Source organism: Algoriphagus lacus (assembly GCF_003583985.1).
GTDB classification, from domain to species: Bacteria; Bacteroidota; Bacteroidia; order Cytophagales; family Cyclobacteriaceae; genus Algoriphagus; species Algoriphagus lacus.
Map to the genome: position 1 here is coordinate 503,393 of NZ_QXML01000001.1, position 18,945 is coordinate 522,337.

Annotated in this window: 19 protein-coding genes; 13 read left to right on the forward strand and 6 right to left on the reverse strand. The window is 43.9% G+C overall.

Annotated elements, in window-relative coordinates; translation table 11 throughout:
* The first annotated feature begins 59 nt into the window (after positions 1–59).
* A complete protein-coding gene (locus D0X99_RS02015; protein WP_233553625.1) occupies positions 60–1,430 on the forward strand; it encodes an alkaline phosphatase family protein in 1,371 nt (456 codons plus the stop codon).
* A 212-nt stretch (positions 1,431–1,642) separates the two neighbouring features.
* Here the strand turns inward: D0X99_RS02015 and D0X99_RS02020 are convergent, their stop codons facing one another.
* The gene (locus D0X99_RS02020; RefSeq protein WP_119475965.1) at positions 1,643–2,263 is read right to left on the reverse strand and encodes a Crp/Fnr family transcriptional regulator; all 621 of its coding nucleotides are present in this window, start codon (positions 2,261–2,263) and stop codon (positions 1,643–1,645) included.
* A 715-nt stretch (positions 2,264–2,978) separates the two neighbouring features.
* Between D0X99_RS02020 and D0X99_RS20490 the strand changes: the two genes are divergently transcribed.
* From D0X99_RS20490 to D0X99_RS02055, 7 genes are all read left to right on the forward strand, one after another.
* The gene (locus D0X99_RS20490; RefSeq protein WP_199707954.1) at positions 2,979–3,155 is read left to right on the forward strand and encodes a hypothetical protein; all 177 of its coding nucleotides are present in this window, start codon (positions 2,979–2,981) and stop codon (positions 3,153–3,155) included.
* The gene (locus tag D0X99_RS02030) at positions 3,118–3,801 is read left to right on the forward strand and encodes a pseudouridine synthase (RefSeq protein ID WP_394336574.1); all 684 of its coding nucleotides are present in this window, start codon (positions 3,118–3,120) and stop codon (positions 3,799–3,801) included. The genes D0X99_RS20490 and D0X99_RS02030 overlap by 38 nt, the downstream gene beginning before the upstream one ends.
* A gap of 118 nt (positions 3,802–3,919) precedes the next feature.
* Positions 3,920–4,891 (forward strand): AAA family ATPase, encoded by a 972-nt coding sequence (locus tag D0X99_RS02035; RefSeq protein ID WP_119475968.1) that lies wholly within the window; start codon positions 3,920–3,922, stop codon positions 4,889–4,891.
* 185 nt (positions 4,892–5,076) lie between these two features.
* A complete protein-coding gene (locus D0X99_RS02040; protein ID WP_119475969.1) occupies positions 5,077–6,312 on the forward strand; it encodes a hypothetical protein in 1,236 nt (411 codons plus the stop codon).
* An 83-nt stretch (positions 6,313–6,395) separates the two neighbouring features.
* Positions 6,396–9,299: a TonB-dependent receptor gene (locus tag D0X99_RS02045; protein WP_119475970.1), complete on the forward strand. Its 2,904-nt coding sequence runs from the start codon at positions 6,396–6,398 to the stop codon at positions 9,297–9,299.
* A 186-nt stretch (positions 9,300–9,485) separates the two neighbouring features.
* The gene (locus D0X99_RS02050; RefSeq protein ID WP_119475971.1) at positions 9,486–10,049 is read left to right on the forward strand and encodes a hypothetical protein; all 564 of its coding nucleotides are present in this window, start codon (positions 9,486–9,488) and stop codon (positions 10,047–10,049) included.
* 12 nt (positions 10,050–10,061) lie between these two features.
* Entirely contained in the window at positions 10,062–10,505 is a 444-nt protein-coding gene (locus D0X99_RS02055; RefSeq protein ID WP_119475972.1) for a DinB family protein, read from the forward strand.
* Positions 10,506–10,508: 3 nt separating this feature from the next.
* Here D0X99_RS02055 and D0X99_RS02060 read toward each other — a convergent pair whose 3' ends face one another.
* Complete coding sequence (locus D0X99_RS02060; RefSeq protein ID WP_199707957.1) at positions 10,509–10,991, reverse strand: cupin domain-containing protein; 483 nt, start codon at positions 10,989–10,991, stop codon at positions 10,509–10,511.
* 3 nt (positions 10,992–10,994) lie between these two features.
* Positions 10,995–12,089: a non-hydrolyzing UDP-N-acetylglucosamine 2-epimerase gene (gene wecB / locus D0X99_RS02065; RefSeq protein WP_119475973.1), complete on the reverse strand. Its 1,095-nt coding sequence runs from the start codon at positions 12,087–12,089 to the stop codon at positions 10,995–10,997.
* A gap of 132 nt (positions 12,090–12,221) precedes the next feature.
* Here wecB and D0X99_RS02070 point away from each other — a divergent pair, with 132 nt between their 5' ends.
* Both D0X99_RS02070 and D0X99_RS02075 read left to right on the forward strand, forming a co-directional pair.
* Complete coding sequence (locus D0X99_RS02070; protein ID WP_233553626.1) at positions 12,222–12,887, forward strand: hypothetical protein; 666 nt, start codon at positions 12,222–12,224, stop codon at positions 12,885–12,887.
* A 12-nt stretch (positions 12,888–12,899) separates the two neighbouring features.
* Complete coding sequence (locus tag D0X99_RS02075) at positions 12,900–14,594, forward strand: hypothetical protein (RefSeq protein ID WP_233553627.1); 1,695 nt, start codon at positions 12,900–12,902, stop codon at positions 14,592–14,594.
* Here D0X99_RS02075 and D0X99_RS02080 read toward each other — a convergent pair.
* The gene (locus D0X99_RS02080) at positions 14,583–15,452 is read right to left on the reverse strand and encodes a glycosyltransferase family 2 protein (RefSeq protein WP_262696700.1); all 870 of its coding nucleotides are present in this window, start codon (positions 15,450–15,452) and stop codon (positions 14,583–14,585) included. The genes D0X99_RS02075 and D0X99_RS02080 overlap by 12 nt on opposite strands.
* Before the next feature lie 113 nt (positions 15,453–15,565).
* Here D0X99_RS02080 and D0X99_RS02085 point away from each other — a divergent pair, with 113 nt between their 5' ends.
* The gene (locus D0X99_RS02085) at positions 15,566–16,081 is read left to right on the forward strand and encodes an FKBP-type peptidyl-prolyl cis-trans isomerase (protein ID WP_119475976.1); all 516 of its coding nucleotides are present in this window, start codon (positions 15,566–15,568) and stop codon (positions 16,079–16,081) included.
* Between the two features lie 127 nt (positions 16,082–16,208).
* Positions 16,209–16,715, forward strand: coding sequence for a DUF6252 family protein (locus D0X99_RS02090; protein ID WP_119475977.1), 507 nt, complete (start codon positions 16,209–16,211; stop codon positions 16,713–16,715).
* Between the two features lie 126 nt (positions 16,716–16,841).
* On the opposite strand, the gene D0X99_RS02095 is transcribed toward D0X99_RS02090, so the two are convergent.
* Positions 16,842–17,672 (reverse strand): hypothetical protein, encoded by an 831-nt coding sequence (locus D0X99_RS02095; RefSeq protein WP_119475978.1) that lies wholly within the window; start codon positions 17,670–17,672, stop codon positions 16,842–16,844.
* 98 nt (positions 17,673–17,770) lie between these two features.
* Positions 17,771–18,244: a 23S rRNA (pseudouridine(1915)-N(3))-methyltransferase RlmH gene (gene rlmH / locus D0X99_RS02100; RefSeq protein WP_119475979.1), complete on the reverse strand. Its 474-nt coding sequence runs from the start codon at positions 18,242–18,244 to the stop codon at positions 17,771–17,773.
* 188 nt (positions 18,245–18,432) lie between these two features.
* Here rlmH and D0X99_RS02105 point away from each other — a divergent pair, with 188 nt between their 5' ends.
* A complete protein-coding gene (locus D0X99_RS02105; RefSeq protein WP_119475980.1) occupies positions 18,433–18,933 on the forward strand; it encodes a fasciclin domain-containing protein in 501 nt (166 codons plus the stop codon).
* The last annotated feature ends 12 nt before the right edge of the window (positions 18,934–18,945 follow it).

Here is an 18,945-nt window from a genome sequence, read left to right on the forward strand (position 1 = left end):
GGCCCGGCCATTTCCCAAGGCAACACGGGCCCTTTTCTTTTTTCAAATCAAATTTTCCAATGAACTATTTTAAAGTATTAATGATCGGTTTCTTAACCGTTGTTGTCCTGTTGTCTGGAGTAGGCGTTTCTTCGCCGAAGGCCCAAGACCGGCCCAGTCAACATGTAGTCTTGATTTCCATCGATGGATTTAGGCCGGATTTTTATTTGGATCATTCCTGGCCAGCCCCAAACCTTCAGGAAATGGCTTCGCAAGGTGCTAGGGCTGAAGGGGTGACGGGTGTTTTTCCTTCTGTCACTTACCCTTCTCATACGACAATTGTGACCGGTCGAACTCCTTCAGCTCATGGAATCTACTATAATGCTCCATTTGAGCCGAATGGACAAACCGGAAGATGGTATTGGGAAACAGAAGAAATTAAAGTTCCAACGCTTTGGGATGCAGTAAAAAAGTCCGGATTGAAAAGCGCCAGTTTTATCTGGCCCGTGACTGTAGGAGCACCAATTGATTACAACCTCCCTGAGTTTTGGAGTTTGGAGGAAGGATTTGGACGAATTGAACCCATGCGACAGGAGGAAAATCCCAAGGGACTTCTGGCAGAGCTGGAAGAACAAGTACTTGGAAAGCTCAACGAACGGACTTTCAACGGGGATTACCTGAACAGGGAAGATCGTATCGGAGAAATGGCAGGTTATGTATTGGAAACCTATAAACCCAATTTGATTACCCTTCATTTGATTGCCACTGACCATTTTCAGCACGAAGAGGGAAGGGAAGGGCCAATGGTCCGGAAATCTCTTGCCGCGACCGACCGGGCTATTGGGAAAATCATCGAAGCTGCCCAACGGGCAGGAATCTTAGATCAGACCACCATTATCGTCACAGGGGACCATGGCTTTGTAAATATCCACAGCTCACTCAGTCCAAATGTTTGGCTTGTCCAGGCAGGCCTGATGGAAAATAAACCTGATAGAGGCGATTGGAAAGCTACATTCCATACCAGTGGGGCTTCGGCATTTTTACATTTGAAAGATCCTAAGGATCAAAAAACGCTAGATGAAGTTAAAAGCATTTTGAACCAAGTACCAGAAAATCTGAAAAGTCTGTTTCGAGTAGTCGAGAAAGAAGAGCTGGCTTTTATTGGAGCTGATCCGAACGCTGCCTTGGCCTTGGCACCAATTCGGGGAATCTCTTTTTCATCCAGTAGTCAGGGAGATGTCCTGAAACCTGCCACCGGAGGCACTCATGGGTTTTTTCCTGATTTTGATGAGATCGAAACTGGATTTATTGCTTGGGGAGCGGGAATCAATACGAATGTAGAGATTCAGGAAATGAAATTGGTGGATGTGGTAGCTGTGGTGGATTACCTTTTGGATCTGAAAATGGAACTGCCTGAAAGTACCCTGTATCCAGGAATAAAAAGTAAATAATTGCCTCAGGATGGAAAGCCGGTCGATTTTTTCGACCGGGTTTTTTAACCCGGACTTTGATTAGAATTAGTTGCAGCCAGTCCAGATAGCTCATTAGGAAGGCTTAAAATGCAGGTAAATCAGTCACTTTGGATAGACATTTGAATCCAAAATGGAATGAACCGACTGATTTTTAACAGTTCAAGTCTGCTGTTAATTTTCTAATTAAAAGTTCAGGCCAAACTCCTGAGTTTGGATCTTTTGTGACCAGATCTGAAAAGTTCCTCCTTGATCACTTTGGAGACTGTCTGTCGGGTCATGCCTGTGAGGTCGGCCATATCTTGGAGAGTAAGCAGATTGACTATGCTGTGTTTTCTTCCTGTTCCGTCCTCGATGTGTTCCTGGAATTGTTTGAGGATTCGTTGGACTTTTTCTTGGGCATTCAGACTGCGTACTGCAAATAGGCGATCCTCTGCCCTGCACCAACGGCTGACCAGTTTATGGGAAAACCACTCGGAGACAGTAGGGATTTGTGTGGTGATTTTTTTAAAAAATGCCAAGTCGTAAGACCTAAGGACCACAGGGGTCAAGCTTTTGGCAAATTCAGAAAATTGCCCGTTTAAGTATTGGAGGTTTCCAAAAAAATCTCCGGGCTTAAGGATATCGAAACAAATCTCTTCTCCATTCGGAGAATAAGAGCCAATCCGGATTGCCCCTTTTACAATCTCGTAGATTGGAGTAATCCGCTGTGGTGGTTGGTAGAGTAATTCCCCCTTTTCTATTTCCAAAGCCTTCACTTGGCTGATACCTTCCACCTCATTTTCCCTCAAATAGTTGAAAAGGCTAAAGTCCATATTTTAATTTCTGTTTGCCCTAATTTCTATGGTTTGCAGGAATTATTGATGGCCGGTCATCATCCTTAATAAGATCTTAACACTCTGTAAATCTGAGGATAATACCCATTATTAAGGGTGGGTTTGCTAGAGGTCTTTTGGTAGTAAGGGATTTTATGGAATTTTCTAGGAACAGCAGTCCCAAATTCCACTCGACTTTATTTTCGGGTTATTTCGTTGTTTATACTTCCCCGAGGTAGGAATTTCCAACTAATCTGAAGTAAGCATCTAAATCAAAGAATCTGATTTGATGGGTTTACCTTTCCTTCTACCTTGAAAACAATCCAGGGAACCATGTCTATTATGATTCATTCTAAGCAAGGTGTATTTGAAACTCTTCTTCTGGACATTTTTTTTGATCGCTTACAGGAAAAGTATTCATGGTCGTTAAGAAATTGTCTCTGTTTTAAAAATCCCCTGGGTTTAAAAATCCTTTTTGCCTTGCTGTACCCTCCAAAAATTGAGTTGCTTTTTTGCAATTTCAACCACACTGATTCCTAAACTACTTTGGTGATCAATCCTTTTCACTTTGATCAACCAACATGTTCAAACCATTTCTACCTGATTATCAACTGGCCTTATTTTTGCCCAAAATATTCCGGCTTTTGACTGGAACTTATTTCTCACCAAAGGCTATTTTAACCACTCATTCACCACTCATACCAAAACCACTTTTATGACCGAACAACAAAAAATTGCGCTCGAGGAAGCCATCTCGGCTTTGAAAGGAAAGCTAACCGGAGACATGTTTGCTGACATGGAGGTCCGGGATGAAATCCACAATCTGGAAATGCAGCTCAAAGGAGTGAAACCGATTGATTCTCATTTCGACTGCATCGGCTGCGGAAGTTAACACGAACACGTTGGCCAGATACTTTATTATCTACAAGCCCTACGGGGTCTTAACACAATTCACCGGAGAGGGGCCTACATTGGCCTCTCTTGGTGCTTTTCCCCGGGAAGTTTATCCTGTTGGCCGATTGGACAAAGACAGTGAAGGCCTCCTGCTGATAACAGACGACAAATGGCTCAACCACCATCTGCTCAATCCAAGGTTTGGGCATCAACGTACCTATTGGGCCCAGGTGGAGGGAATTCCGACTCCTGAGGCTTTGGCAAAATTACGTTCCGGAGTCACCATCAATGTGGACGGAAAGGATTATCAAACCAAGCCTGCTCTTGCCAAAATACTGGATCCCGCCCCGAAACTTCCTGAGCGGAATCCCCCGATTCGATACCGCGCCAATATTCCAGATTCCTGGATCGAGCTGACTCTGATCGAGGGGAAAAACCGGCAAGTGCGGAAGATGACCGCTGCTGTTGGTTTTCCCACCTTGCGATTGGTGAGGTATTCAATGGAGAAAATCACCATTTCCGGAATGCAGTCGGGAGAAATCCTGGAACTGGATGAAAAAACAGTATACCATCAACTGGGGCTGACGGGATTTGCCAAAACAGGAGTAGCACAAAAAGGAGGCAGAACTCCCCGCCGATCTTAAAAATTCCTAAAAACCGTGTCGGGACTCGGCATTACCGCTGTTAAGAATTAAGATTGTCCATTGGTACAATTTCCCCTATTTTAGCCCAGCCATTTCAGGCATCTAATTCGCGTCGTTCATGCATCAGGAAAAAATCGCCGAAGTAATTCAGGAAGTAAAAAAAGTGGTGGTCGGTCAGGACAAAATGGTCAATCGACTGTTGATCGGGCTCTTTACCAACGGACATATTTTACTGGAAGGGGTACCCGGTTTGGCCAAGACCCTCACCGTAAATACCCTGGCCAAAGTCCTGCACCTGAATTTTAACCGAATTCAATTCACTCCTGATCTACTGCCTTCGGATTTGATTGGTACTATGATTTACAATCAGCAGACCGCCAACTTTGAAGTAAAAAAGGGTCCAATCTTCGCCAATGTGATTTTGGCGGATGAAGTGAACCGATCCCCTGCAAAGGTTCAGTCCGCACTATTGGAAGCCATGCAGGAAAAGCAGGTGACGATTGGTGAAACGACTTTTGCGCTGGACAGGCCTTTTCTGGTACTCGCTACCCAAAACCCGGTGGATCAGGAAGGAACCTACCCACTTCCGGAAGCTCAAGTTGACCGATTCATGATGAAAGTCCACATTGACTATCCTAGCAAAGCCGATGAAATGGAAGTTATGCGAAGAATGTCCAACATGCAGTACACCTCTGAAGTAAGGCCAATCCTCTCCAAGCAGGACATATTCGATATCCGAAACCAGATCAATGCGGTCAATATCGCCGAACCTCTGGAGCATTACATCATTGAGCTGGTATTTGCTACCCGCTTCCCTCAACAGTATGGACTGAAGGATGAAGCCAAATACATCATGTTTGGCGTATCACCGAGAGCATCCATCAACCTCAACCTCGCTGCAAAAGCCGTCGCCTACATGGACGGCCGTGATTATGTGCTTCCGGAGGACATCAAAGAAATCGCAGAGGACGTCCTCAATCACCGGATTTTGCTCAATTACGAAGCAGAAGCTGATAATGTCAACACCCGAAGCCTCGTAAAAACACTCCTTGAAAAAGTGCCGATTAATAAGTCGGTAACATTAAAGTAACATCAGAACATCGATCAGCAGGCTTCCCGAGGGGGAAGCCTTTTTTTAGGTTTGCTTTGTTAATTCAATATTAAATTTGGTTTGATTTTTTAAAAAAAGCATAAACCGAATAATTCTCTTGTGGAGAAAATTGAAGGCAGTTTTGCATCATCAAAGAGGCAAAACCACAATTCATTACATACCACATGAAAAAATTAAATTTCTTACTGATGCTTTTTACAGCTTCCCTGATGGGTCTTACGAGCTGTATCGAAGGGAATGAAAAGCCGGTAATTGATGAGGGCAACAACTCCAGCGTCGAAATCACTTCCAACATTACCACTAACACTACTTGGCAGACAGGTAAAACCTATGTATTGGCCGGTAGAATTGCTGTTACATCTGGAGTGACGCTTACCATTCAGCCCGGAGTGGTAGTGAAAGGTCAGGTAGGTTCCGGTGCCAATGCTTCTGCTTTGGTTATCGCTCGCGGTGCCAAAATCAATGCTGTTGGAACTGCCGCTCAGCCAATCATTTTTACAACTGTTGCTGACGAAATTAAACCAGGTCAGATCGCTTCTCCTAACCTTGAGCCAAATTTGGAAGGTCTTTGGGGAGGTTTGATGATCATGGGCCGTGCGAAAGGTTCTTTTGCTGGAGATGTCACTGAGATTCAGATTGAAGGAATCCCTGCTTCTGATACCAATGGTCTATATGGTGGCACTGACGATGCTGACAACTCAGGTGTTTTGAAGTATGTCTCCATCCGTCACGGAGGAGCCAATATCGGTGAAGGAAACGAAATCAACGGTCTTACCCTCGGTGCTGTAGGGTCCGGAACCGTAATCGAAAACATCGAAGTAGTAGCAAATCAAGATGATGGAATCGAGTGGTTTGGAGGAACAGTATCTGTAAAGAATGCTTTGGTTTGGAACTCAGGCGACGATGCAGTGGATACTGATCAGTCTTGGGCCGGTACCTTGGATAACTTCATCATCATCTGTGGATCCAATACAGACCACGGATTGGAAATCGATGGACCAGAAGGAGCTTACAATGCTGCTCATACCGTGAAAAACGGATCGGTAAAAGGCCATCCATCCTCTGAGTTTGCTGACTTCAGAGCCGGAGCTAGAGGAACTTTCGAGAATTTGTACTTCTTCAATTTCCCTGCACCTTCTGCAAACAACAACGCCGGAAGAGGCGACTTGTCCCTAAGTGGTGACAATACCATTGCAAACTTTACTGGAGGAGTGTTAAAATTCACCAAACTGGAAGCAACTCTCGCCGAAGGAGTAACACTTCAGCAGGCATTCAGAAACGGAACTGATAAAAGCGCCAGTACAGTCGCTTTGAAAGCAAATACTGTCGGAGCAAATCAAGCAGCTTTCAATGGCTGGACTTGGGCATCGGCAGCCAACGCACTAGCAGACTTTAAATAATCATAATTAAAAAACTGAAAGGGAAGGTCTTGCAAGGACCCTTCCTTTTCAGGTTTAAAAAAAGGAAAATTTCCAATTGCTGTATGAAAAATAAATCATCCAAAACATTGCTTAAAGGCACTCTGGCCATAGTACTACTTGTACTTTTCCAATTGCTGGCAGGATTTGCATTTGCCCAAAACGGCACCATTCGTGGAGCCGTCTATGATGAAACCAACGGAGAGCCTTTATTTGGTGTCTCTGTTTTGGTTAAAGAATTAGCCATCGGGGCTGTAACGGATTTCGACGGAAAGTTTGAAATCCAAGCTGCTCCAGGCACTTATACCCTGCAAGTATCCTACATCTCATTTTCCACTGTTGAACTGACCTCTATCGTAGTTGAAGCGGGTCAGGTAAATGTGTTGAATGACATTCTGATGAAGGAAGAAGCCTCTGAACTCGAAACTGTAACCGTGCAAGCGGCCGCGATCCGTACTACGGAATCAGCCTTGATGTCGGTGAAGCGTGGATCTCCAAATTTGTTGGATGGGATTTCAGCATCCACCTTCCGTCAGATTGGTGACGGTGATGCTGCTTCAGCTGTGAAGCGTGTTACTGGTGTATCCATTGAAGGTGGCAAATATGTTTACGTCCGTGGATTGGGAGACCGATACACTAAAACCGTACTGAACGGAGTGGATATCCCTGGCTTGGACCCGGACAGAAATACCATCCAGATGGATATCTTTCCAACCAATGTGATTGACAACATCATCGTTTCCAAATCATTCACTTCTGAATTACCAGCCGACTTTACCGGAGGCGTGGTGGATATCGAAACCAAGGATTTCCCTGAAGAAAAAACCATTCGTTTGGGGATTTCCGGAGGGTTGAATCCATCCATGCACTTCAATCAAAACTACATCGACTATCAAGGTGGAAAAACCGACTGGTTGGGTTTTGATGACGGTACGAGAGCTATTCCTACCGGAGGTAGAACAGATATTCCTCAGTTTGGTCAGGTAGTTGGAAATCCAAACAGTCCTGCCGGGTTGGAATATCAAGAGATTTTGAGAGGATTCAACAAGACCTTGGGTGGAAGCCGTCAGTCCAGTTTGATGGATTTTGGATTGTCTTTTTCACTTGGAAATCAGATTGCAAGACCAAAAGTGACTTGGGGCTACAACGCTGCTGTTACTTACAAGAATGAAACTGAATTCTACCAAAACGCGGAATTCAACCTGTTTGCCAAGCCAATCGGGGAAACCGAAACCGAACTGGAGTCGCTTGAAAAGCAAAGAGGTGACTTTGGTGTAAACACAGTGTTGTTGGGAGGAATGGCTGGAATTGCCTTGAAAACCAACGCTTCCAAATACAAAGTGAATTTCCTTCACCTTCAAAACGGTGAATCCAAAGCAGGTATTTTCGACTTTGAGAATACTAACCTTGGAGCAAATTTCGAAGCCAAGCAGTACAACCTGGAGTATAGTCAAAGATCACTTACCAGCGTTTTACTTTCCGGAACGCACCTGTTCAACGGAAGAGATTGGGAAGTGAGTTGGAAAATTGCTCCAACCCTATCCTCCATCGAAGATCCGGACATCCGATTTACCAGATTCCGTCAGCCAACTAATACCATTTCTTCCGAAGTAGGTCTTCCTGCCCGTATTTGGAGAAGCCTTCAGGAGGAAAATTTGGTGACAAAAGCTGATATCACGAGAAACATGAGTCTGTTTAACAGAGATGCCAAGTTGAAATTTGGAGGTAGCTACTTATTCAAGCACAGACTATTCAATATTCAGAGTTTCCAGTTTCCTACAGGAAACACTGTATTTGACGGAGATCCAAATGCGATCATGAACGAGGAGAATCTCTTCTCTGCAACCAACAGAAATGGTGTTCGATACAACCCGGACTTTATTCCAGTCAACCCTAACGAATACGAGGCTTACGCGACGACAATGGGCGGATATGGTTCATTGGAAATGAATCCTGCAGAAAAATTGAAAGTTGTGGCAGGCTTGAGAGTGGAGCAGTTTAACCAATACTATACAGGAACCAATCAGACCGGTACAATTGTGTACGACTTGGTAGAAATGCTGGATGACCTCGATTTCTTCCCAACCGTGAACTTGATCTACAACCTAAAGGAAAATCAGAATTTCAGATTTTCAGCAACCAGAACTACTGCTAGACCTTCTTTCAAAGAACTATCCTATGCAGAAATTCTTGATCCAATCACAGGCCGTACTTTTATCGGAGGGATGTATAAGGAAACTACCAACGGCGGAACTGAAGTCCTTTGGGATGGAAATCTGACCTCGACTCGGATCAATAACTTTGACCTGAGATGGGAAATGTTCCAGCAGAGAGGCGAAATGTTCTCTGTCAGTGCTTTCTACAAAACCTTTGAAAGACCGATTGAGATTGTCCAGTTCCTATCTGACCCGGGATCTTTCCAGCCTCGAAATGTGGGCAACGGTGCAGTAGCCGGACTTGAATTTGAATTCAGAAAGTCTCTGAAGTTTATGGCTCCATCTTTGGAGAACTTCTCCTGGAATGCCAACGTGACCGTGACTGATTCACGTATCAAAATGTCTGAGTCTGAATTGAAATCCAGAAGACTCACTGCAAAAGAAGGTGAAGTGATCAACGATACCCGTCAAATGGCAGGTCAGGCACCGTATATCATCAACACGGGCATTTCCTACACCAGTTTCACCACAGGTTTGGAAGCAGGTATTTTCTACAATGTTCAGGGATCTACGTTGAACTATGTAGGCTTTGGAAACAGAACGGACACCTTTACCGTGCCTTTCCACTCGCTTAACCTTAATTTCAACAAGTCTTTTGGGGCTGACGAGCGGGTTAAATTGAACTTTGGAGTTCAGAATCTCCTGAATGATAAGCGTGAGGTGGTCTTCAGTTCCTTTGGAGCACAAGACCAGATCTTCTCCCGCTTGGCTCCTGGGGTGAAAGTTAACTTTGGTGCTACTTTCGCTTTCTAAGTCACTATTAAAAATAGCTTCAAAAAGGGCCCACAAGGGCCCTTTTGCTTTTATTAGGTTCGGAAAAGAGTACTTTAGGAAAAAATTGGAATTCAATGAATTGGAGCATGACTAAAAAGTCACACACTAGGATGATTATTAACCATGCAAGATTCCATATGGCCTCAAAGTTCAAATTATAATCATATGAAATACCTGTATTCACTCCTGCTAATTGTGATTTGTTATCAGGCACAAGCGCAGCATACGGCCGCTTCAGTTCAATTCTGGGAAAAACTTTCTGCTCACTGTGGCAAAGCTTATGAAGGAAAACTGGTATCACCCGAATCCGATCCAAGGTTTCAGGGTAGATTGGTCATGCATGTGAGATCCTGTGAAGACGGAAGGATACGGATTCCTTTTTTCGTTGGGGATGACCGATCTAGAACTTGGGTGTTAACTATGGGAGAAGATCAGTTGATTCAGCTCAAACATGACCATCGCCACTCCGATGGGACTCAGGATGAAGTAACCCAATACGGGGGCAAAGCCAGCAATAGCGGATCCGCGACCATCCAGTTTTTTCCGGCAGATCAATTTACCGCCGAGCTTCTGCCCGCTGCGGTGGGAAATATTTGGTGGATTTCCGTCGATGAAAACTCCTTTACCTATAATCTGCGACGCTTGGGCTCGGAAACACTATTTAGTGTTAAATTCGATTTGACCAAGCCTGTGGATGCTCCCGAGGCTCCTTGGGGTTGGAAAGACTAACCAAACTAACCCATGACAAACTCCTCCCTGATTGCGCTTTGGGCCGAAGGCCGAACCCGCTTTACCAAGCTTTTGGATGTGGTCCAAGAAGCTGACTTGACCAAAAAAAATGGAGACAGTCCAAATTCAGCGGGATTCCTGATCCGTCATATTGCGGAGGTGGAGTTACTTTTTGCCAAAAATGTTTTTGGTCTGGCTGAGGTAAAAATCGTCGCTAAAACACTGATCGCCGGAAAAGATACCGGTGAGTGGACGAACTTGGCAGAACTGAAAGAAATAACCGCCTACTCGGCAGAGATGCTTCAAAAGGCGATTTTAGCTCAGGAAAATTGGGATGGAATCATTGAAACCAAAGAGTTTGGAAAAAAGACCAGAGCCGAAGCTTTGGGTAGAATCACCACCCATACCGCCTACCATGCTGGTCAATTGGCTTTGGTTTTGAAATACGGGAAGTGAGGATCAGGTGAGTTTTCGTATGATTCCTTCTGCCTCAGGAAAAAGAGGAAGGAGGTCTTCAGTTTTGAAAAGTTCAAAATCCCTGAAATCAAAGCCCGGTGCCACCACACAGGAAACCAGCGCATAGCTATTCGGTTCGTCTACGCTGCTTCCAAAAATGGTATTGGCTTTCACCAAGTGTTGAGGTAAAGTTCCAGATCCATCGACAGGTCCAAGTTTTAGAATTTCATGTCTATTTTCTGATAGCAAGTGAACGGAAAGCGAACTTCCCTCATGCCAAAACCAGAGTTCATCGCTCTTGATCCGATGGAAATGGGAGACATCCTGGGAGCGTAGTAGAAAGAAAATGGAGGTGATCAGCTGTCTTTGCCCGGTTTCAGTTTCGATTTCTGCATGAGACCGGTAAGTCTCAGCATAAAAGCCTCCTTCCGGATGCGGGTGCATGTTAAGCTTTTCTACCAATTTCAGAATACGTGCTTGGATCATGGGTTAATCGTAGGTTTTGATCAGAATATCCACGATCCGTTGAGCAGTCTTACCGTCCCAAAGCGGAATGCCCTGATACTGCTTCCATTCACCCTTCATGATTTTTTCCAGGTAGGGTTTCAGTTTCTTGGGATCGGTGCCTACCAATTCGTTGGTACCCATGTGAATGGTTTCGGCCCGCTCAGTATTGTTTCTTAGGGTCACACAAGGCACATTCATCACGGAAGTTTCTTCAGTTACTCCACCTGAATCTGTTATGACTCCCTTGGCATTCTTGACCAGATAGTTGAATTCCAGGTAGCCCAATGGTTCGCACAAGTGAAGATTTGGAGCTTGGATTCCGAGGTTTTGGAGGTTTTTGGCAGTACGGGGATGAACTGGGAAGAAGATCGGTAATCCGCCGGTTCCTTCTAAAATGGCATCAATCATCGCTTTGAGCGATTGTTCCTGGTCCACGTTAGCAGGACGGTGCATGGTCATTACAAAGTAATTTCCAGGAGTCAGATTTTCGAAAATTTCTCCTTCCGGCTTTCGGAAATTAGGCATTTGATCCATCAGAGTATCAATCATCGTGTTTCCCACAAAGTGGATCTTTTCCTCAGAAACCCCCGCCTTTCTCAGGTTGGCGTTTGCGATTTCCGATGTGGTGAAGAAATGATCTGTGATACTGTCTGTCACCATCCTGTTGATTTCCTCAGGCATGCTCAGGTCTCCCGAGCGAATCCCTCCTTCAACATGTGCGACATCGATTTGAAGTTTTTTGGCGGCAATGGAGCAGGCTAAAGTACTGGTGACATCCCCAACAACAATTACCAGGTCTGGGCGATGTTCCATCAGTTCTTTTTCAAAAGCCACCATAATAGCTGCAGTCTGTTCGGCTTGGGTACCTCCACCTCCGCCCAGATTGGCATTTGGCTCGGGGATATTCAGCTGATCAAAAAAATCACCGGACATCTTTTTATCGTAATGCTGTCCGGTGTGAACCAAACGGAATTGGACGTCGACACCGGCTTTTTGTTGATTTTGAAAAGCATGAATGATCGGAGCGATTTTCATGAAATTAGGTCGGGCTCCGGCTACAATGGTAAAAATGGACATGGGCTGCTTGAATAATTTCGACAAAAATAAGTATTCCTGCCTGTCTGCCTGTCTCTTTCCTCAGATTCATCTCCTTCTTTTGGACGGTTTTTTGTTTCTTTGTCACCGAGCTTTTTTGGTAAAACAGAATTAATGAAAAAAATTAACTGGTCGGGTGAATTGAGGGCGTGGGTACTTTTTGCAATGATGATTTCTGTTACTTCCTGTCTTCCAACTGTTGAGACAGAGCAAGTCGTGTATTCCAATAATTTCTCAAAATTGGATTTAGCTGGTTTTGAAAATGGAAAGCTTTTCGTTTGGCAGAAAGATACCCTTGCGGGGTATTACCATAATGAGGAGGTATCCGTCGCCATCCAAAATCTTCCAGCGCATAATTATTTGAAAATTACCGTGGATGTTTTGGTTCACGATAGCTGGGATGGGAATCCGGATGATGGCATTGGAGGTCCTGATTTTTGGTTTATGGGTTTTGACAATACAGAAATCTTCAGAACCACCTTTTCAAATTCTCCTTGTGAGTCCACTTATTGTTTGTATCAATCTTATCCCAATGATTATTTCAGGCAAAATGTCCCTAAATCTGGAGCGGTGCGTACAAATTTGCCTGGGCTTTGCCTATTTGGAGCCTCGCAAAACTATACAACCAGATATAGTGTTTCGAAACTTATTTCGCATTCAAACCCCAATGTAAAAGTTTTCATGGGCGCCGAGTTGCTGGCGGCCAACTCACCGGATCCTGTCTGTGATGAATCTTGGTCGATTGCCAATATTGAAGTTGTAGCCATTCAGACCAATTAAGAGATGAGACAGATGCTACAAGTTTTTCGGTTTTTGATTTTTGGATTTCTGTTTTTTGGAATGGGTAAAGCTGCCTTTGCCCAGTCAGTTCCGGTGGGAACTCCCGTTTTGGATGATTACCTGAGACGATTGCAGCTTTTGGGAAAGATCGATTCGACTGCTTCCTGGATGGTCCGCCCAGTCTATCCTACAGAAGTGGCAGGAGTTGAAAACGGATTTGATTTGGACAGTTCTGTGGTAGATCTGGACAATTCATTTTTCCATTGGAGATTTGGAAAGGAGGGAAAAGGGAAATTTTTAACTCTCCCGGGAATCTACAAGGTTCAGTATAATTCCACTTATGCCTTTGGAGTGAATGATGGGGCATTTATTCCAAATCGAGGATTTCAGCAGGTTTTTAGTCCGGGTGTTTATGCCGAGTATGGAAAGTTTAGCCTTCAACTGCAGCCGGAATTGCTGATTGCTCAAAATAAAGATTACATCGGTTTTCCTATTGAACATCAGGCGACTATCCTTTTCTATTATGAGTATATGAATCGAATCGATATGCCTGAGCGATTCGGAACGGGAAGTTTTGTAAAACTATATGGAGGCCAGTCAAGCTTCAGATTTAATCTGAAGGAATACTCGTTGGGGATTTCGACTGAAAATCTATGGTGGGGTCCAGGAAGAAGGAATTCCCTGTTGTTGGGCAATAATGCTCCTGGATTTCTTCACTTTACCTTCAATACCCGAAAGCCAGTGAAGACGGCGATTGGATCTTTTGAGGGACAGGTGATTTCGGGGTTTTTGAAATCTACCGAATATTTGCCGCCTTGGCCGGATTACAACATTCAGCAAAACCCGGTTTATATTCCCAAGAGGGAAAACGGCAATCGCTACTTGGCAGGATTGGTCTTGACGTATCAACCTAAATGGGTTCCTGGACTATTTTTGGGTTATGGATCTGTGAATCACCTCTATCGGGAAGACGTCACTGATTTAGCAGATGCATTGCCGATTTTCAATGGAAGAAAGGGCCCTTCAAATGTTTATGACCCGGTTCGGGACAAAAGGCAACAATTCAGTTCAGGATTTTTCAGATGGTTGAGCCCTCAAGGTCATTTCGAATTTTACGGGGAATATGGGACTCGGGGTAACAGCAGAAAACTGGAGGAATTTATGACCACTCCCGAGCAGGGAAGGGCGTTCACATTCGGGTTTGCCCACCTGATGAATTTGAAAAAACCAGGCAGGTATTTGGAAATAAGTTCGGAGATGACACTTTCCGGTCAAACCATCCGTGAAGAAATCCGACAACTGCGAACTTGGTATATTCATGATCATGTGCGCCACGGATATACCCACCAGGGTCAAGTGCTGGGGATAGGAAATGGACCGGCCAGCAATCAGCTGTTTTTCGGAGTGGCTTGGGTGGAGGGATTGAAAAAGATTGGGCTTCAGTTTGAGCGTATTGAATACAACAATGATTTTTATTACTACCGATATGAAGCCTCCAAGGATTGGAGAAACAAATATGTTGACTTGGTTTTCACGTTGGCACCTGAGTGGCGATTTGGTGATTTTTTGCTTTCAGGCAAATTCCAATACGTCAGCACCCTGAACTATAAGTGGTTTTTGGAGAATCAGCCTGACCAGTATTTCGTGCCGGGATATGACCGAAAGAACTTTGTCGGGCAGATTGGGCTAACCTATCTATTTAGATAATTTGATTTTATTTCCGATCGAAGCAGCCGCTTTTTGAACTATTGCATTCAAAATGGCTGACTTTTCCGAAATTGGGAGTGACATTTTAATTACCTCTTCTGCCATGGCAAGATATACAGCTGATCTATTAATGAAATTGTATTTCCATTGTCCCGAAAGAGTCTTTTGAGAATAATTTTTTTCAAACAGGATTCGATCCGCACAAACGAAAGGACCCTGTGAAGCCATTTTTATAAGCCAAATCAGGTCAAGGGCAAATTCCTTTTCTCCAAACCTAAGAGGTTTAACCGGTAGGACTTTTGGGATGAATTTGCTTCTGTGGATTCCATGGTAGGCAGCCCACCAATCTGTCATTTCCCACTTGACCAGGGGAACTATCCGTTTGCTCAGGCGGGATGACACCCCTAGTTCAGAGTGGATTGTCTCGCTACTTCTCCCGTCAAAATGAGTGTTCCGGATCCCCGGTACGCAAAGTGTCGCATCTGGATTTTGCTCCAATAGATTTACCTGATCAAAAATGAAGTCCGGATCCGGAATATCGTCGTGAGGATGAAAAAAGCAGTAATCGCTCAACTCGGCACAGGTACTCCAAAATCGAAGAGAGGTGTTCCACCAGCCTTGGTTTTGTTCGTTATGAAAAAACTTAAACCTGGGGTCTTCTTCACAATAATTTCGGCAAATCCTTGAAGTGGCATCGGTAGACGCATCATCACAGATCCAGATTTCAAAGTTTTGGTAGGTTTGGTTAGCAAGTGCCTCAAGAGTTCTCAATATAAATTTTTCTGAATTGAAGGCAGGAACAAAGCCGATTACCTTGGGGAGGTGATTTTTTGGTAGCTGAGTTATTGAGTTATCCAAAATAAAGATTGATAGGCTTACACTAGATTTCTTTGATTATCCACAAAAATAAGATACCGAGTAACTATTTTTTCGGACTAATTTTGAGTCAAATATGATTAATCCCAAATGAAATGAAAGCAGAAAAAGATAAAGTAGTGGCTGTAGCTTACACCTTGAAAGTGGATGATGGAGAAAGCGGACAGGAACTTTTTGAAACTGTCAGTGAAGAAAGTCCATTTTATTTCCTTTTTGGTCATCAAAATGTTCTTCCAAAGTTTGAAGAAGCCCTGGCCGGAAAAGAGGTGGGAGAGACTTTTTCTGTTTTTATCGATTTCGAAAATGGCTATGGAGATTATGATGACTCAAAGAAGGTCATTATCCCAAAAGCAAATTTTAAAGAGGAAGGCAAAAAGAACAGGGACTTGCTTAAAGTCGGAAGTGTGATTCCGATGCAGGACGACAAAGGGAATCAAATGCGAGGCGAAATAACCAAAGTGGATTACCTAGGAGTCCACATGGATTTCAACCCTCCTTTGGCAGGTTATGACCTGTATTTTGAAGGGAAAGTAATGGCGATAAGAGAAGCGGAGCAGGTCGAAATTGAACACGGACACGTCCATGGGCCGGATGGTCACCATCATCATTAAACAATGAAAACCTTTCACCCGGTAAATGCCCTGTTCCCTCAGAATAGGGCATTTGTCGTATGGTGCTGACCGGTGGAAGAGGGTAGTTTTGATCCGTTCAGTTTCAAAATTTTAACCCTTTTACCGTATGAAAAATACAATCGAAATTTTAAGAAAAGCTGCATTGCTTGGATTTTTTATCGCTTTTATGGCCTGTTCCAGTGATGATGGGCAGGATGTGTCCGGCGAATCTGAAGAGTTAACTGCAAACGTGGCTGGTGTTGGAGCATTTTCTGCTTCCAAGGACTTTGATACCATCGCTGGAACCAAAATTTCAGCAGGAGCTTCCAACGTGGTAGTCGTCCAGGGTACAGATAATTCCGGAAAAGGCTTTCAGCTTAGGATTACTACTTACAATGGACCAGGAACGTATGATTTGGGGCCTGTGAACATTGCAAATACTGCGACTTGGATTGGAGGAACAGCCATTGGGCAGCAATATTCAACTGCCTTTCAAGGGACTTCCGGCAAAATCACAGTCACTTCGGATGACAACAAACGAATTGAAGGAACTTTTGAGTTTGTGGGTAAAGTCAACAACACCTCCTCTACGGTTGCAGTCACCAACGGGAAGTTTAAAGCAAACTTCCAATAAGTCCGATCACCCGGAGGGTGGCTTTCGGGTGGTTAGGCCAATTTTTTGACATGGCTCAGGTTCGGATCATTGGGGTGATGAAGCCGGGAATGTAGCCGGCCTCCCTTGTTGTGAGGGAGGCCGTTTTCATTTTTTCAGGTCATAGCCGTAAGTCTTGTAAGCCAAGTCTACACTCAGCTCACGGAGTCCCAGGATCCGATCTGAAGGGTACAGCAAATACGCCTTGGAAAGCTGCTCCACAGCTTGGCCAAAGGCTTGCGAGTTAAAATGCACGATGGCATCGTTGTAGTATTGAAGTCCTGCCAATTGCTGCAGGTTTACTTTTCTGAAAATTGAATTGTCACTGTAGTCGATATTTGGACCCGCTAGTCCTTGATTTAAGGACTTCAGTGCACTAAATTCTTTTGGCTTATAGGCATCCAGGTATTTTTCAACTTCAGAGGGAGTCGTGATCATTCCTCCAATCGGGAGGGTACTTTCCAGCACAATATTTTTTCCTTTCAGGTTAACCACGATGAACACATGGAAATCTGTTTCCACAATGTCGAAGGAATAACCATACCGCTCAAGCAAAAGACCTAAAGCAGCGGATCCACTCACGCAGTCGTAGTTTCCCTCTGAAAGCATGGAATTGAAGGTCGAATGAAGCTGGTATTTTTTGAGAAGTTTTTGGTGGGATTTCTGAAAGATCATTCTCAAAAAGTTAAGTTCATCTACTTTTTTTGAAGCTTTCTGATCAAGTTCATTCACCAATTCTTCCCAAATCTGGCCGGATTCGTCTGATTGGGCCTCTACAGCCCTAAACAAGGCATATGGATTGGTTTTCCCGGCATTCCAATAATCCCGTTCTGTCTCAGAAACAAACGTCAGGGTTTCCTGGGATACCAAAACTTCCTGGGAAACTGCCGCATGGGTCAGTCCCGCCAGAATCATGAGTGTGAGCAATGTCTTTTTCATTAGTGATGAAGCTAATGTTAACCAAACTGATCAAAGTTAACAATTTGGTAACATTAGAAAAGACCTTGCCCAAAAACTTAACATTGAGCGTAAAAAAACTATTCGTGATGATAGGGCTCGTTTTTTAAAATGGTGAAACCCCGATAGAGTTGTTCAATAAAAAATGGACGGACCATTTGATGAGAAAAAGTCATTTTGGAGAGAGAAATCTTACCGTTTGCACGGGAATAGACAGCTTCCGAAAATCCATAGGGCCCTCCGATGAGAAAAATGAGTTGCCTAAGTCCGGAATTCATCTTTTTTTGGAGGTACTCCGAAAATTCCACCGAGCTAAAAGTTTTCCCACGTTCATCCAAAAGTATCAGTTCGTCTGAATTTTGGACTTTTTTCAAAATAAGTTCACCCTCCTTCTCCTTTTGAGCTGATTCACTCAGAGATTTGGTGTTTTTGAGGTCAGGGATAATTTCGAATTCAAACCGGACGTAATGCTCCAAGCGGCTGGAGTATTCATCAATTAGTCTTTGGATCGCAGGGTGATCCGTTTTTCCGATGGCAATCAACTTGATTTGCATAGATCAAATATCCGAAAAAGGCGCTGTAATATTTTCTATTGGATTTTTGAACAAAAACTAAATTCCACTTATACAGGATCTGCGCCGTGCCTAACCGAAATCATCCATTTACGATTCTCGCCAATTCTTTGTCAAACAATCACTTAAAACAGACTGTTCGACTCGCATAAACCAAAATTATTTCTACCATGAAAAAAGTACTTTCAATCGTAATGCTGATGACAATATTCTTAGCGTCAGCATTCACTCCAAAATCAACCAACGTTCATGAAGTCGAAGCAGACATCGTTGACTTGGCCGTTTCAACTGAGTTTTTGTCCACTTTGGTAGCTGCGGTAAAAGCCGGAGACCTAGTAGGAGTATTGAAGAGTGAGGGTCCTTTCACGGTTTTCGCTCCAACCAATGAGGCTTTTGCCAAATTGCCGGCCGGAACTGTTGAAAACCTCCTTAAGCCTGAAAATAAGGCGCAGTTGGTTGCGGTATTGACCTACCATGTAGTGCCAGGTAAGGTAATGTCCAAAGACCTGAAAAATGGCCAAAAAGCAAAAACTGTTCAAGGTTCTGAAGTAACTGTGACTTTGAAAGACGGAAAAGCCATGATCGATAATGCGACTGTAGTCACTGCTGACATTGAAGCAACAAATGGTGTAGTTCACGTGATCGACACGGTCATTTTGCCAAAAATGTAATTTATCTTAAAG